The organism is Cupriavidus alkaliphilus (genome assembly GCF_014191175.1).
Taxonomy (GTDB): Bacteria; Pseudomonadota; Gammaproteobacteria; order Burkholderiales; family Burkholderiaceae; genus Cupriavidus; species Cupriavidus alkaliphilus.
In genome coordinates this window covers 1-13,882 of record NZ_JACHWE010000004.1, presented here as the reverse complement: position 1 = coordinate 13,882, position 13,882 = coordinate 1, and the positions used below count along the sequence as shown (strand labels likewise).

Here is a 13,882-nt window from a genome sequence, read left to right as displayed (position 1 = left end):
GGTTACGCGGGTGCCGCCTTAGCGGACCTGCGGGGGGACTTCAAAGGTGTGGAACGGCGCCGGCGACGGCACGGTCCACTCCAGGCCCTCGGCGCCATCCCAGGGCTTGTCCGTGGCCTGCTGGCCGCCGCGGTACGACGGCAACACCACGAAGAAGAAGAAATACACCTGCATCAGGCCGAAGCCGAGCGCACCGATCGACGCGATCGCGTTGAAGTCGGCGAACTGGGTCGGGTAGTCGGCATAGCGGCGCGGCATGCCGGCCAGGCCCAGGAAGTGCATCGGGAAGAAGGTCACGTTGAAGAAGATCAGCGAACCCCAGAAGTGGATCTGGCCGCGGGCCTCGTTGTACATGAACCCGCTCCACTTCGGACCCCAGTAGTAGAAGCCCGCGAACAGCGCGAACAGCGAGCCGGCCACCAGCACATAGTGGAAGTGCGCCACGATGAAGTAGGTGTCCTGCAGCTGGATGTCGATCGGGGCCACGGCCGGCATCAGGCCGGTGAAGCCGCCGATGGTGAACACGAAGATAAAGCCGATCGCGAACAGCATCGGGGTCTCGAAGGTCATCGAGCCGCGCCACATGGTGGCGATCCAGTTGAAGATCTTCACGGCGGTGGGCACCGCGATCAGCATGGTCGCGTACATGAAGAACAGCTGGCCGGTCACCGGCATGCCGGTCGTGAACATGTGGTGGGCCCACACGATGAACGACAGGATGGCGATCGAAGCGGTGGCGTACACCATCGAGCTGTAGCCGAACAGGCGCTTGCGCGCGAATGCCGGCACCACGTGCGAGACGATCCCGAATGCCGGCAGGATCATGATGTACACCTCGGGGTGGCCGAAGAACCAGAAGATATGCTGGTACATCACCGGGTCGCCGCCGCCGGCGGCCGAGAAGAAGCTCGTGCCGAAGTGGCGGTCGGTCAGCACCATGGTGATGGCGCCGGCCAGCACGGGCATCACGGCGATCAGCAGGTAGGCGGTGATCAGCCAGGTCCAGCAGAACATCGGCATCTTCATCAGCGTCATGCCGGGGGCGCGCATGTTGAGGATGGTCACGATGATGTTGATCGAGCCCATGATCGACGACGCGCCCATGATGTGCATGGCGAAGATGGCCATGTCCATGCCCGGGCCCATCTGCACCGACAGCGGTGCGTACAGGGTCCAGCCCGCGGCGGTGGCGCCGCCCGGCACGAAGAACGAGCCGGCCAGCAGCAGCGCGGCCGGCGGCATCAGCCAGAAGCTGAAGTTGTTCATGCGCGCGAACGCCATGTCCGACGCGCCGATCTGCAGCGGGATCATCCAGTTGGCGAAGCCGACGAAGGCCGGCATGATCGCGCCGAACACCATCACCAGGCCGTGCATGGTGGTGAACTGGTTGAACAGCTCGGGGCGGAAGAACTGCAGGCCCGGCTCGAACAGTTCCAGGCGGATCAGCAGTGCCAGCACGCCGCCCGACAGCAGCATGATGAACGAGAACAGCAGGTACAGCGTACCGATGTCCTTGTGGTTGGTGGCGAACAGCCAGCGGCGCCAGCCATGCGGGTGATCGTGCGCGTGGTCGTCATGCGCGTGATCGTGCGGATGGGCGAGTGCGTCCGGGGTAGCAGTACTCATCGCTAATGCTCCTCTAATCCTGTTCTGTCTTCAGCGGGTCAGCCGGCGACGCGGTCGCCCGCGAGACTGGCCTGCTTGTCAGCCTGAGCCGGCTTGGCCTCGGCCTTCGGCGCTTCGCCGCCGGCCGCGCCGCCGCCTTCGGGGAACTTGCCCGCGCGGGCGCCCACGAATTCGCTCGGCTGGATCACTTCACCCGTCTTGTTGCCCCAGGCGTTGCGCGTATAGGTCATGACCGTGGCCAGTTCGGTGTCCGACAGCTGCTTCCACGACGGCATGCCGCCCTTGCCTTCCAGCAGCATGTGCATCTGGCCTGCCTTCGGGCCGGTCACGATCTTGGAGCCGTCCAGCGCCGGGAACGCGCCGGCGCCCTTGCCGTTGGGCTGGTGGCAGACCGCGCAGTTGGCGGCGTAGATCTTTTCGCCGCGCACCTTGGCTTCGTCCAGGGTCCAGGTCTTGTTGGGATCGTCGGCCTTGGCCGCCAGCTCCTTCTTCTTGCCGTCGACCCACTTGGTGTAGTCGGCATCGGAGACCACGCGCACCACGATCGGCATGAAGGCGTGTTCCTTGCCGCACAGCTCGGCGCACTGGCCCCGGTACACGCCGATCTTCTCGGCCTTGAACCAGGTGTCGCGCACGAAGCCCGGAATCGCATCCTGCTTGACGCCGAAGGCCGGGATCATCCAGGCGTGGATCACGTCGTTGGCAGTGGTGACGATGCGGATCTTCTTGTTGACCGGCACCACCAGCTCGTTGTCCACCTCCATCAGGTAGGTGTTCGACTTGGCCTGCTCGTTGTTGATCTGCTCGCGCGGGGTGGTCAGGGTCGACACGAAGGAGATGCCCTCGCCTTCGCCCTTCAGGTAGTCATAACCCCACTTCCACTGGTAGCCGGTGGCCTTGATGGTGACGTCGGAGTTGGTGGTGTCCTTCATCGCGACCACGGTCTTGGTGGCCGGCAGGGCCATCGCGATCACGATCAGGAACGGGACGATGGTCCACACCACCTCGACGGTGATGCTCTCGTGAAAGGAGGCGGGCTTGGCGCCCTTGGCCTTGCGGTGCGTGAAGATGGAATAGAACATCACGCCGAACACCGCGATGAAGATCACCGTGCAGATGATCAGCATCATCCAGTTCAGCCAGTGAATCTGTTCGGCGATCTTGGTAACCGGCTCGGTCAGGTTGAGCTGGCGCACGGCGGGGCCGCCCGGCATGTCGCTGACCGCGGACGCCGCCTGGCTGGCAAGCAGGGACGCGCCAGCCAGACAAACTGCGGATGCCTTCTTCCACATTTTCATTTGTTATCTACCCAATTTACAGATTCAAATCTGTCCCCGCCGCCGCTCCCGCCGCCTCTCAGAGGTGGCGCAAGGCCGCTGCGAGCTCCTGCGCGAACTTGCGTCGCCGGTACGGGTCCACGTAACACCCCACCTGTACCGCACGCCTGCCCGAGCGCAGCGTCACCAGCGCGCGGAACGATTCACCCAGTTCGATCCGCACCCAGCACGGATTGAATTCCTGGCGCGTCACCCGTCCGGCGCTGGCTGTCTCCACGACCAGCGTGCCGTCGGTGATGCTGACGCGCTCATAGTCTGTCGCATGGCGCGCATACACAAGCAGGGCGATGCCCAGCCCGATCAGCTCGATGCTGGCAAAGGGCAGCACGAGCCACGACCCTTGCCAGGCGAAAAACAACGCGATGGCAAGCGAAACCGTGAGGATCGAGAGGTAAAACCAGCCGACCTGGCGTGGACTCAGCGAGCAGTTCCGCTTCATCAGCCAGTCGTGGGGCGAGGAGGAAGGTCCGTCGAGATTTCCGCCGGAGTCACCACCTGCCGTCTGGAATGCGATACCCAAGTCTTGCATCGCCAACCACTCTGCATCGGATGCACACCCGGGACGATGGCGTCCGGACCGCACAGTGCGTGCAAACCAGGACGTTCTTGTGCCAGGGGACCACTGCGACAAACTGGCGCATTATAGGGCGCTTCCCATACACGGACAAGGGCGCCCCTTGACCGCGAGGCTTGCGCGCCGCCTGATTCTGTGCATGGGCCGAAATACTGCCATCGCCCTGCCCGCCGCGCCGGCACTATGTTTGCGGCAATCCGCCGCCGGCGCAAGTTAACTCAGTTTTAACCTGCGCGACGCGGTTTTGCACGGCCGATCTGGTCCAGCGGCACCACCGCGCGGCCTTCGCCGTCGCGCGCCTGGGCACCGCGCGGCGCCAGCTTCCAGGCATGGCCGTAGACGATCTCGAAACTCAGCGGGATCACGCCGTCGGCGTTGCGGCGCCGCTCCAGCGCCTGCGTCAGCGCCTGGTACCAGCGGCGGCCGTGCAGGCCTTGCGGCGGCGCCCCGGCGGGCAGGCGCAGGCCGCCGAAGGCCTGCACCTCGCGCAGCAGCGTGGCGGGCGACTCGTAGGTCACGGTCAGTGTTTCCATATCCATTACCGGCGTCGACCAGCCGCTGTGCACCAGCATGTCGCCGATGTCGTGCATGTCGACAAAGCGCAACGTATGGGGCGCGCGGTCGACCTCGGCAAAGGCCGCGCGCAGCTCCTTCAGCGTGTCCGGCCCGAACAGCGAGAACAGCACCAGCCCTTCGTCGCGCGCCACCCGGTGCCACTCCGGGAACACGCGGTGCGGTTCCGGGTGCCAGTGCAGGGCCAGGTTGGACCAGAGCAGGTCGAAGCTCGCGGGCGCAAAAGGCAGTGTGGCAAGATCGCCCTGGACCAGGTCGAACAGCGGCCGCTTGCCCAGCATGCGGCCGATCCAGCCGGGCCGGCGCTGCGGATCGCGCTGGCCGGCCTCGGCCAGCATCGCGCCGGAGATATCCAGGCCGGCGATCTGCGCATCCGGAAAGCGCGCGCGCAGCCCGGCCAGCCCCTGGCCGTGGCCGCAGCCGATATCCAGTGCGCGCTGCGGCGCCAGGCGGATCACCTCCATGCGCTCCTGCATGCGGCGCCCGATCTCGCCCAGCAGGAAGTCGAGCTGGCCGAAGCTGCGGCTGCGCCGGTCGAAGGCGAGCCGGGTCAGGCGCGCGGGCGGCAGGAAGGCATCGGGAGAATCGGCGGCATGGAGGGACACGGGCAGACAGGGCAGCAAGGAAAACAGGAACCGGCGCGCGGGCAGGCTCTGCCCCAGGCGCCGGACGAACAAGGCCGCCGCGCCCGATGGGCCGCGACCGGACGGCAAGTATACGCGCGCGCCGCGCAGGCTGCCGGCGCTGCCGGCCGCGCTTGGTCCAGTGCGCGCGAACAGTTGTTGCCCAGCGCCTGCGCGCTGTGCGGGGCGGTGCAGGGGCAGGTGGTATGCGCGCCCTGCGCCGCCGACCTGCTGCGCCCGGTGCGGCGCTGCCCGGTGTGCGCGCTGGCCCTGGGGCGGCATTGGCACTGCCCGGCCTGCGGCGCCTCGCCCCGCGCCTTCGACCACGCCCATGCGCTGGGCGACTACGCCTCGCCGCAGGACCAGCTGGTGCTGGCGCTCAAGTTCGGCCACGCCCTGCCGCTGGCGGCGTGGCTCGCCACCAGGCTGGCCGAGGGCCTGCCCGGGGCCTGGGCCGCGGCCAGGCATGCCGCACCCGACCTGATCGTGCCGGTGCCGCTGGCGCCGCAACGCCTGGCCGCTCGCGGCTTCAACCAAGCCTGGGAAATCGCGCGGCCGCTGGCGCGCCGCCTGGGCCTGCGCGCCGACCCGGTGCTGCTGCAGCGCCAGCGCGACACCGGCAGCCAGCGCGCGCTGGACCTGGCCGCGCGGCAGGTAAACCTGCGCGGCGCGTTCGCGCCCGCGCGCGCCTCGCGGCTCGACGGCCTGCACGTGGCGCTGGTGGACGATGTCATGACTTCCGGCGCGACCCTGCACGAGGCCGCCGCCGCGCTCAAGGCCCGGGGCGCGGCCCGGGTCAGCGTGATCGTCGCGCTGCGCACGCCGTAGCGGGATAACACGGGGCGGGATGACACAGGCACGGACGCGCGGTAAGCTGCGCACCGTTCTGACGAAGGGCGCCCGCGCGCCCGCCATCGCCCCGCATCATGTTCAACGTCGTCCTGGTCGAACCGGAAATCCCGCCCAATACCGGCAATGTGATCCGCCTGTGTGCCAACACCGGCGCGCAGCTGCACCTGGTCAAACCCCTGGGATTTCCGCTGGAAGACGCACGCATGCGCCGCGCGGGGCTGGATTACCACGAGTACGCCACCATGCGCGTGCACGACAGCTGGGACGCGCTGATGGCCAGCGAACAACCCGACCCGACGCGCATGTTCGCCCTGACTACGCGCGGCTCCACGCCGTTCGGCCAGGTGGCATTCCGGCCGGGCGACTGGTTCGTGTTCGGCTCCGAGACACGCGGGCTGTCGCCCGAGCGCCGCGAGTGGTTCCCGCCCGCGCAGCGCATCCGGCTGCCGATGCGGCCGGACAACCGCAGCCTGAACCTGTCCAACACGGTCGCCGTGGTGGTGTTCGAGGCCTGGCGGCAGAACGGCTTCGAGGGCGGCAGCTGAAGCTGCCGAGGCGGCTTACTCGGGCTGCACGCCGGCTGCACGGATCACCTTGTCCCAGCGCGCCTTCTCGCTCGCCATGGTTTGCCGCAGCGATGCCGGCGCAGTCCCGGCCGGCACGAAATACTGCGCGCGCATCTTGTCGCGCACGTCGGCGCTGCCGATGATCGCCACCAGTTCGCGGTAAAGCCGGTCGATCACTGCCTGCGGCGTGCCCGCGGGCGCCAGCACGGCCTGCCAGGAAATCGCCTCGAAGCCGGGGTAGCCAGATTCCGCCACCGTAGGCACCGACGGCAGCACCGCGGTGCGCCCCGTGGTGGTCACGGCCAGCACGCGCAGCTTGCCGGCATTGACCTGCGGCATCGCGATCGCCGGCACCATGATGGCCGCCTGCACCTGCCCGCCGACCATCGCCGTTGTGACTTGCGGGAAGCCGGGATACGGCACGTGCTGCAGGTCGACGCCCGCCATCGCCTTCAGCTGCTCCATCGCCAGGTGCGAGGCGCTGCCGTTGCCGGGCGAGCCATAGTTCAGTTCACCCGGCCGGGACCGCGCCAGCGCGACGAACTCGCGCAGGTTGTGCACCGGCAGCCGCGCATCGACCACCAGCACGTTGGGCGAGGTCGCCACCAGCGTGACCGGCGCCAGCTGGCGGAACGGGTCGTAGTTGAGGTTGCGCGACAGCGTGGGGGCGGTCACCAGCGGGCCGTTGATGGTGAACAGCAGCGTGTAGCCATCCGGCGCGGCGCGCGCCACCATGCCGGTGCCGATGTTGCCGCCGGCACCGGGGCGGTTTTCCACCACCACCGGCTGGCCCAGCGCCGCGGCCAGCTTTTCGGTCAGGATGCGCGCGATCAGGTCGGGCGACGAGCCCGGCGGGAACGGCACCACCATGCGCAGCGGCCGCGCCGGCCACGATTGGGCGAAAGCGCTGGCGGAAGCGCCGGCGGCGCAGGCGGCAGCGAGCGCGATCAGCGCTTGGCGTCGTGTGGACATGCGAGGCGAAGGCTCAGGAGCAAGGGAAAAACGCGGTCGGTCATTCGTCGCGCGCGTCGCGCTGCAGCAGCTGCGCCACCGCGTCGGCGGCGCTGAGCCCGTCGAACAGCACCGCGCAGACCGCGCGTGCGATCGGCATCTCGATGCCGTGCGTGGCGGCCAGCTCGGCCACCGCCTGCGCACAGCGCACGCCTTCGGCAACGTGCCCCAGGCCCGCCAGGATCTGCTCCAGGCTCTGCCCGGCAGCGAGCTGCTGGCCGACCTTGCGGTTGCGCGACAGGTCGCCGGTGGCGGTCAGGATCAGGTCGCCGACGCCGGCCAGGCCCATGAAGGTCTCGACCCGGCCGCCCAGCGCCAGGCCCAGCCGCGTCATCTCGGCCAGCCCGCGCGTCACCAGCGCGGCGCGCGCGTTCAGCCCCAGGCCCAGCCCGTCGCTGGCGCCGGTGGCGATCGCCAGCACATTCTTGACCGCCCCGCCGACTTCCACGCCGGTCAGGTCGTCGCTGCCATAGATGCGCATGGCGTGGTGGTGGAAGGCCGCCTGCGCACGGTCCGCCAGCGAGGGCTCGGTGCCCGCCACGGTCAGCGCGCAGGGCAGCCCCAGGGCCACCTCGCGGGCAAAGCTGGGACCGGTCAGCACGCCATAGGCAAAGCCCTCGGTGCGCCCGGCGGCGTCGAGCTCGGCCCGCACCATCTGGTGCGGCAGCAGGTGGGTGCCGGCCTCGAAGCCCTTGCACAGCCACAGCATCGAGACCGGCTTGGCGCCGCGCGCGGCCAGCCGGCGCGTCATCTCGCGCAGGCCCGCCACCGGCGTGGCCACCACCACGATGCCGTCCGGATCGTCGGCGGCGTGCGCCACCGCCTGCTCGAAATCCGCCTGCACCGCCAGCCGTTCGGACAGTGTCACGCCGGGCAGGTAGGCAGCGTTTTCGCGCGTAGCCGCGAGCGCCGCGAGCTGCGCCGGGTCGCGTCCCCACAACACCACGTCATTGGTGGCCGCGGCATGGCTGGCGAGGGCGGTGCCCCACGCCCCGGCACCCAGGAAGGTCAGTTTCATGGCAGCTCGAACAGTAGTTGGCGCAAGCGCTCTGGCCGCTTGCGCCAACGATGGTAGCCCAAAGGCAAAACGGGGCCGCAGCCCCGTTTCAGTGGATGGCGCAGGACGCCGGGATCAGTGGCGAGCCTGGCTGCCGTCGGGCATGACGATGCCGCTGTTGCCGCCTTCGGCACCCTGGGCTTCTTCCATGGCGGCCTGCAGGCGTTGCTCATACAGCGCCTGGAAGTTGATTTCCGACAGGTGGATGGCCTGGAAGCCGGCGCGCGTGATCACGTCGGCGATATTGCCGCGCAGGTACGGGTAGAGGATGGTGGGGCAGGCAATGCCCAGCAGCGGGTCCAGCTGCTCGACCGGCACATTGCGGATATCGAAGATACCGGCCTGGTGCGCTTCCACCAGGAAGGCTACCTTGTCCTGCACCTTGGTCGTCACGGTACCGGTCACCACCACTTCGAAGATGCCTTCCTGCAGCTGCGAAGCGCCGACGTTCACCTGCACTTCCACCGACGGGGCTTCCGATTCCAGGAAGATGGCCGGCGAGTTGGGCTGCTCCAGCGACATGTCCTTCAGGTAGACGCGCTGGATGTTGAAGAAAGGTTGATCGTCCTGCTGGGTGTTTTGCTGGTCGCTCATGAAAGGCTTCCGGGAGGATGGGCTGGATGCGTGTCGGGTACGGCGGCGGCATCGTGCAAGGCCGGCCGGTGCCCGGTTGGAAAACGCATATGGTACATGACGCGGGTGGCGAATTCACCCGCGCCGGGAGGGATGCCGGGACCGCCCCGCGCAAAATCAGACGATTCTTCGCAGGGCCCGTCCCCGAGGCCACTCAGGCGGCCAGCAGCGGCACCAGGCCGCCCTGGCGGTCGAGCGCCGAGAGGTCGTCGAAGCCGCCCACGTGGGTGTCGTCGATGTAGATCTGCGGCACGGTGCGGCGCCCGGTGCGGCTCATCATCTCTTCACGCTTGCCCGGTTCGCGGTCGATCAGGATCTTCTCGATCGTTTCCACGCCGCGGGACTTGAGCAGGCGTTCAGCCATCTGGCAATACGGGCACACCACGGTGCTGTACATGACGACGCGGGCCATGCGGGGTCTCCTTGAATGCAATGGGCGCGCCCCGGCCTGGCCGGGACACGCCGTGACGGTTACGACAGCTTGCCGCGCTTACTTCACCAGCGGCAGGCCCGCCTGCTGCCAGGCGGCAATGCCGCCCTCGAGCGCGTAGATCTCACTGTAACCGGCTTCCTTCAGCGCTGCCTGGGCCTTGCCCGAGCGCTGGCCGGTCTGGCATACCACGATGATGGGGGCGGCCTTGTCCTTTGCAAGCCCGGCGGCGCGCGAGGCCAGGTCAGCCAGCGGCGCGCTCTTGGCCTGCGGCAGGTGGCCCTTGGCGTACTCCGCGGGCTCGCGGATGTCGACCACGACGGCGCCGCGCTTGTTGATCAGCTGGGTCGCGGTGGCCGTATTGACCGACTTGCCGCCCGCGCTGCGCGAGATCGCGGGCCAGGCCAGCAGGCCGCCCGACACCACGGCGAGGGCGATCAGGGCGAGGTTGTTGTAGTCGGCGAAGAAATTCACGTTGGCTTTCCGGTAGGTTGGGTCGGCGGCATTATAAAATACGCGGTTTGGCGTCCAGGCCCTGCCGCTGCACGGCCATCCGCCATTGTCGCCTGTCCGAGACATGGGATGCTTACCGAATCCCGTCATGGCCGTTTTTCAGGGCCCGTCCAGGTGACGGCGCGGACGCATGCAGGTTACCTACTCTCTGGAAGCAGCAGCATGTACAAGCTCGTCCTCATCCGCCACGGCGAATCCACGTGGAACCTCGAAAACCGCTTTACCGGCTGGGTCGACGTCGACCTGACCGAGACCGGCGCCGCCCAGGCGCGCCAGGCCGGCAAGCTGCTCAAGGAAGCCGGCATGGGCTTCGACGTGGCCTACACCTCGGTGCTCAAGCGCGCCATCCGCACGCTGTGGCACGTTCAGGATGAAATGGACCTGATGTGGATTCCGGTGCGCAACGAATGGCGCCTGAACGAGCGCCACTATGGCGCCCTGGCCGGCCTGAACAAGTCCGAGACCGCCGCCAAGTTCGGCGACGAACAAGTCCTGGTATGGCGCCGCAGCTACGACACGCCGCCGCCGGCGCTGGAGCCGACCGATCCGCGCGCCTCGTACGACGATCCGCGCTACGCCAATGTGCCGCGCAACGAAATCCCGCTGACCGAGTGCCTGAAGGACACCGTGGCCCGCGTGATGCCGCTGTGGAACGAATCCATCGCCCCCGACATCCAATCCGGCAAGCGCGTGGTGATTGCCGCTCATGGCAACAGCATCCGCGCGCTGGTGAAATACCTTGACCAGATTTCGGATGACGACATCGTCGGCCTCAATATCCCCAACGGCACCCCGCTCGTCTACGAGCTGGACGCCGACCTGCGCCCCCTGCGCCACTACTACCTGGGTGACCAGGACGCCATCGCCGCCTCGCTGGCGGCCGTGGCCAGCCAGGGCAAGGCACGCTGAGATCCGCCCGGGCGGCCGCAGCACGATGTGCGGCCGCCCACCCTGAGCCGGGACGGGACAGGCCCATTTCTCCACTCGCACTTATACTGTCGGACAAACCGCCCGGCGCCGGGCGGCCGCAGCCGGCATAATCCCCATACCGTACACCCGTACTTCGCGTACAAGTTCAGGCAGCCCTCATGCGCAAGACGCTCAAGAACATCAGCCTAGTTTCTGTCGGCCTCGTCGCCGGCGTGCTCGCCACGCTGCAGATTTCGGCGACCGCGCAGAATTCATCGGGGCCCCTGCCGCTGGACCAGTTGCGGCTGATGGCCGATATCTTCGGGCAGATCAAGCGCGAGTACGTGGAGCCGGTCGATGACAAGAAGCTGCTGACCGAGGCCATCAAGGGCATGGTCGCAAGCCTCGACCCGCATTCGTCCTACCTCGACGAGAAGGATTTCAAGGAACTGCAGGAAGGCACGCGCGGGCGCTTTGCCGGCCTGGGCATCGAGATTTCGCAGGAAGAAGGCCTGGTCAAGGTGATCAACCCGATCGAGGACACGCCCGCCTTCCGCGCCGGCATCCAGCCGGGCGACCTGATCACCCGTATCGACGACAAGCCCGTGCGCGGCCTGCCGCTGGAGCAGGCGGTCAAGCGCATGCGCGGCGAGCCCGGCACCAAGGTCACGCTGACGATCTACCGCAAGAGCGAGGAACGCACCTTCCCGGTCTCGATCACGCGCGCCGAAATCCGCGTGCAGTCGGTCAAGGCCAAGATGCTGGACAACAATATCGGCTGGCTCCGCCTGACCAGCTTCCAGGAACGCACCATTTCCGACCTGGCGCGCAAGCTGACCGAGCTGGCGCAGAAGAACCCCAACATGAAGGGCCTGGTGCTGGACCTGCGCAACAACGGCGGCGGCGTGCTGCAGGGCGCGGTCGGCGTGGCCGCGGCCTTCCTGCCGCAAGACGCCACGGTGGTGTCGACCAACGGCCAGGTGCCCGACGCCAAGCGCGTGTACAAGGCTTCGTACAACAACTACCGCCTGTCGTCGCTGGAAGATGATCCGCTCAAGGACCTGCCCGCGCTCTACAAGAAGATCCCGATGGTGGTGCTGACCAACGCCTACTCCGCCTCGGCCTCCGAGATCGTGGCCGGCGCGCTGCAGGACCACCATCGCGCCCAGATCATGGGCAAGACCACCTTCGGCAAGGGCTCGGTGCAGACCGTGCGCCCGCTCACCAACGACACCGGCATCAAGCTGACCATTGCGTACTACTACACGCCGAGCGGCAAGTCGATCCAGGCCAAGGGCATCCGTCCGGATATCCCGGTCGACCAGAACCCCGAAGGCGACCCCGACGACGCGCTGATCACGCGCGAGATCGACACCGAGCGCCACCTGCACAACAAGCAGGAATCGGAAGAACCGGAAATGACCGAGCGCGAGCAGCGCCGTGTCGAGGAACTGCGCCGCCTGGAAGAAGAGAACGCGAAGAAGACCCCGGAAGAGCGCGAAAAAGAGCGCCGCAAGAAGCCGGTGGAATTCGGCTCGACCGACGACTTCATGCTGCAGCAGGCCATCGCCCAGCTCAACGGCCAGCCGGTCAAGCGCTCCAAGTCCAAGCTGGAAACGAACCCGCCGGCCGACAACGGCAAGGCGGCGAAGCCTTCGGGCAAGAGCGGCGCCAGGGGCGCCAGCGCACCGGCCGCCAAGCCGGCGGCACCGGCCCCCGGCAAGCAGCCGCCGGCCAGCGCGCCAATCGGCGAGCCGCTGGGAACGCCGACCGGCAAGGCACCGTGAAGTCCCGAGGCCTTTCAGTGAGCCTGCCGGCATGAACGACGCGATCCACGAAGGCCCGCAAGACGACCCGTCCGACGGCCTCGACGACGAACAGCTGCTGCGCTATTCGCGCCACATCCTGCTCGACGAGCTGGGCATCGAAGGCCAGCGGCGCCTGCTGGCCGGTCATGCCGTGGTGATCGGCGCTGGTGGCCTCGGCGCCGCGGCCCTGCCCTTCCTGGCCTCGGCCGGCGTCGGCCGCATCACCGTGGTCGACAACGACGAGGTCGACCTGACCAACCTGCAGCGCCAGATCATCCACACCACCGCCAACGTGGGCCGGCCCAAGGTCGACTCCGCCCGCGAAGGCATGCTGCGCATCAACCCCGGCCTGGACATCGTCACCGTGCCGGCGCGCGTGGGCGATGCCGAACTGGACCAGCTGGTGGCGTCGGCCAGCGTGGTGCTCGACTGCTGCGACAACTTCGCCACGCGCCAGGCCGTCAATCGCGCCTGCGTGCGCCACAAGGTGCCGCTGGTATCCGGCGCCGCGCTGCGCTTCGACGGCCAGATCAGCGTGTTCGACCGCCGCCAGCCCGACGCCCCCTGCTACGCCTGCCTGTTCCCCCCCGCGGAACCCGCGCCGGAAGTCGCGTGCGCCACCATGGGCGTGTTCGCACCGCTGGTCGGCATGGTCGGCACCGTACAGGCGGCCGAGGCCCTCAAGCTGCTTGCCGGCGTGGGCGACAGCCTCGCCGGCCGGCTGCTGATGGTCAATGCGCTGTCGATGGAATGGACCACGATGCGGCTGGCACGTACGCCGGACTGTCCGGTTTGCGGCGGACACTGAGCCCGGTAGTTCCCCGCTGACGATGCGGCCGGCGCTGACAGGCGCCAGCATGGCCGCGACAACGCTCCCGCTTCGACTCTCCCACCTCTCCCAAGCCCCCTGCTCGCGAGTCCATCGTGACTACGGCAGGCGCGGCCGCTGCATGCGCGGAATTTTCTGCTGCCCGGCATTAGCGCACGGCACTAGAATGTGGCGGATATTTTTGACACATTTACCACTTATTCTGCTGGCGCGCCCCACAGCGATTGACGCAGGGAGTTCGGACAGCGAATGGATGCAGCCACCCTTTACCAGCACCTCTTCAGTGCGGCCCATCGCTTGTATGCGCTCGAAGGCGACGGTGCGATCCGCGAACTGGCGATAGAAGCCTGGACCGGCCGCGAGGCCATCTCTGCGGTGTTCGAATGGCGCATCGTTGCGGTCAGCGCCAATGCCGATATTGCGCTGGACAGTCTGCTCGGCCAGCGCATCACACTGCTGACCACGCTCGCCGGCGGCGGCCAGTCACGCCGCACCGGCCTGATCCGCCAGGCCGAGAAGCTTGGCGCCGACGGCAGCCTCG

The 13,882-nt window shown here is 67.8% G+C and carries 15 protein-coding genes; 6 read left to right on the top strand and 9 right to left on the bottom strand.

Annotated elements, in window-relative coordinates; genetic code table 11:
- Positions 1 to 18: 18 nt before the first annotated feature.
- The 4 genes from ctaD to FHX60_RS14910 form a co-directional block, all read right to left on the bottom strand.
- Positions 19 to 1,626: a cytochrome c oxidase subunit I gene (gene ctaD, locus FHX60_RS14925; protein ID WP_092307475.1), complete on the bottom strand. Its 1,608-nt coding sequence runs from the start codon at positions 1,624 to 1,626 to the stop codon at positions 19 to 21.
- Positions 1,627 to 1,664: 38 nt separating this feature from the next.
- Entirely contained in the window at positions 1,665 to 2,924 is a 1,260-nt protein-coding gene (gene coxB / locus FHX60_RS14920) for a cytochrome c oxidase subunit II (RefSeq protein ID WP_092307473.1), read from the bottom strand.
- A gap of 58 nt (positions 2,925 to 2,982) precedes the next feature.
- On the bottom strand, positions 2,983 to 3,492 hold the full coding sequence (locus FHX60_RS14915; RefSeq protein WP_092307471.1) for a DUF2244 domain-containing protein: 510 nt from the start codon (positions 3,490 to 3,492) through the stop codon (positions 2,983 to 2,985).
- Between the two features lie 269 nt (positions 3,493 to 3,761).
- A complete protein-coding gene (locus FHX60_RS14910; RefSeq protein ID WP_183283822.1) occupies positions 3,762 to 4,715 on the bottom strand; it encodes a methyltransferase domain-containing protein in 954 nt (317 codons plus the stop codon).
- On the opposite strand from FHX60_RS14910, the gene FHX60_RS14905 reads away from it, so the two are divergent.
- Positions 4,704 to 5,561: a ComF family protein gene (locus FHX60_RS14905; RefSeq protein ID WP_260163929.1), complete on the top strand. Its 858-nt coding sequence runs from the start codon at positions 4,704 to 4,706 to the stop codon at positions 5,559 to 5,561. The genes FHX60_RS14910 and FHX60_RS14905 overlap by 12 nt on opposite strands.
- Before the next feature lie 98 nt (positions 5,562 to 5,659).
- Positions 5,660 to 6,130: a tRNA (uridine(34)/cytosine(34)/5-carboxymethylaminomethyluridine(34)-2'-O)-methyltransferase TrmL gene (gene trmL, locus FHX60_RS14900; protein WP_092307467.1), complete on the top strand. Its 471-nt coding sequence runs from the start codon at positions 5,660 to 5,662 to the stop codon at positions 6,128 to 6,130.
- A gap of 15 nt (positions 6,131 to 6,145) precedes the next feature.
- On the opposite strand, the gene FHX60_RS14895 is transcribed toward trmL, so the two are convergent.
- The 5 genes from FHX60_RS14895 to FHX60_RS14875 form a co-directional block, all read right to left on the bottom strand.
- Positions 6,146 to 7,123, bottom strand: coding sequence for a Bug family tripartite tricarboxylate transporter substrate binding protein (locus FHX60_RS14895; protein ID WP_183283820.1), 978 nt, complete (start codon positions 7,121 to 7,123; stop codon positions 6,146 to 6,148).
- 40 nt (positions 7,124 to 7,163) lie between these two features.
- Positions 7,164 to 8,180 (bottom strand): NAD(P)H-dependent glycerol-3-phosphate dehydrogenase, encoded by a 1,017-nt coding sequence (locus FHX60_RS14890; RefSeq protein ID WP_112773852.1) that lies wholly within the window; start codon positions 8,178 to 8,180, stop codon positions 7,164 to 7,166.
- A gap of 114 nt (positions 8,181 to 8,294) precedes the next feature.
- Positions 8,295 to 8,813 carry a protein-export chaperone SecB gene (gene secB, locus FHX60_RS14885; protein WP_012351616.1) on the bottom strand — a complete coding sequence of 173 codons (519 nt, stop codon included), beginning with the start codon at positions 8,811 to 8,813 and terminating at the stop codon, positions 8,295 to 8,297.
- Positions 8,814 to 9,006: 193 nt separating this feature from the next.
- Positions 9,007 to 9,264: a glutaredoxin 3 gene (grxC, locus tag FHX60_RS14880; protein WP_092307461.1), complete on the bottom strand. Its 258-nt coding sequence runs from the start codon at positions 9,262 to 9,264 to the stop codon at positions 9,007 to 9,009.
- Between the two features lie 78 nt (positions 9,265 to 9,342).
- A complete protein-coding gene (locus FHX60_RS14875; RefSeq protein WP_012351614.1) occupies positions 9,343 to 9,756 on the bottom strand; it encodes a rhodanese-like domain-containing protein in 414 nt (137 codons plus the stop codon).
- A gap of 201 nt (positions 9,757 to 9,957) precedes the next feature.
- Between FHX60_RS14875 and gpmA the strand changes: the two genes are divergently transcribed.
- The 4 genes from gpmA to FHX60_RS14855 all read left to right on the top strand — a co-directional run.
- On the top strand, positions 9,958 to 10,704 hold the full coding sequence (gpmA, locus tag FHX60_RS14870; RefSeq protein WP_092307459.1) for a 2,3-diphosphoglycerate-dependent phosphoglycerate mutase: 747 nt from the start codon (positions 9,958 to 9,960) through the stop codon (positions 10,702 to 10,704).
- A gap of 179 nt (positions 10,705 to 10,883) precedes the next feature.
- Positions 10,884 to 12,491: a S41 family peptidase gene (locus tag FHX60_RS14865; protein ID WP_112773853.1), complete on the top strand. Its 1,608-nt coding sequence runs from the start codon at positions 10,884 to 10,886 to the stop codon at positions 12,489 to 12,491.
- Between the two features lie 31 nt (positions 12,492 to 12,522).
- Positions 12,523 to 13,320 (top strand): HesA/MoeB/ThiF family protein, encoded by a 798-nt coding sequence (locus FHX60_RS14860; protein ID WP_112773854.1) that lies wholly within the window; start codon positions 12,523 to 12,525, stop codon positions 13,318 to 13,320.
- A gap of 270 nt (positions 13,321 to 13,590) precedes the next feature.
- The coding region (locus FHX60_RS14855; RefSeq protein ID WP_260163928.1) for a contractile injection system protein, VgrG/Pvc8 family at positions 13,591 to 13,882 on the top strand (292 nt) is incomplete at its 3' end.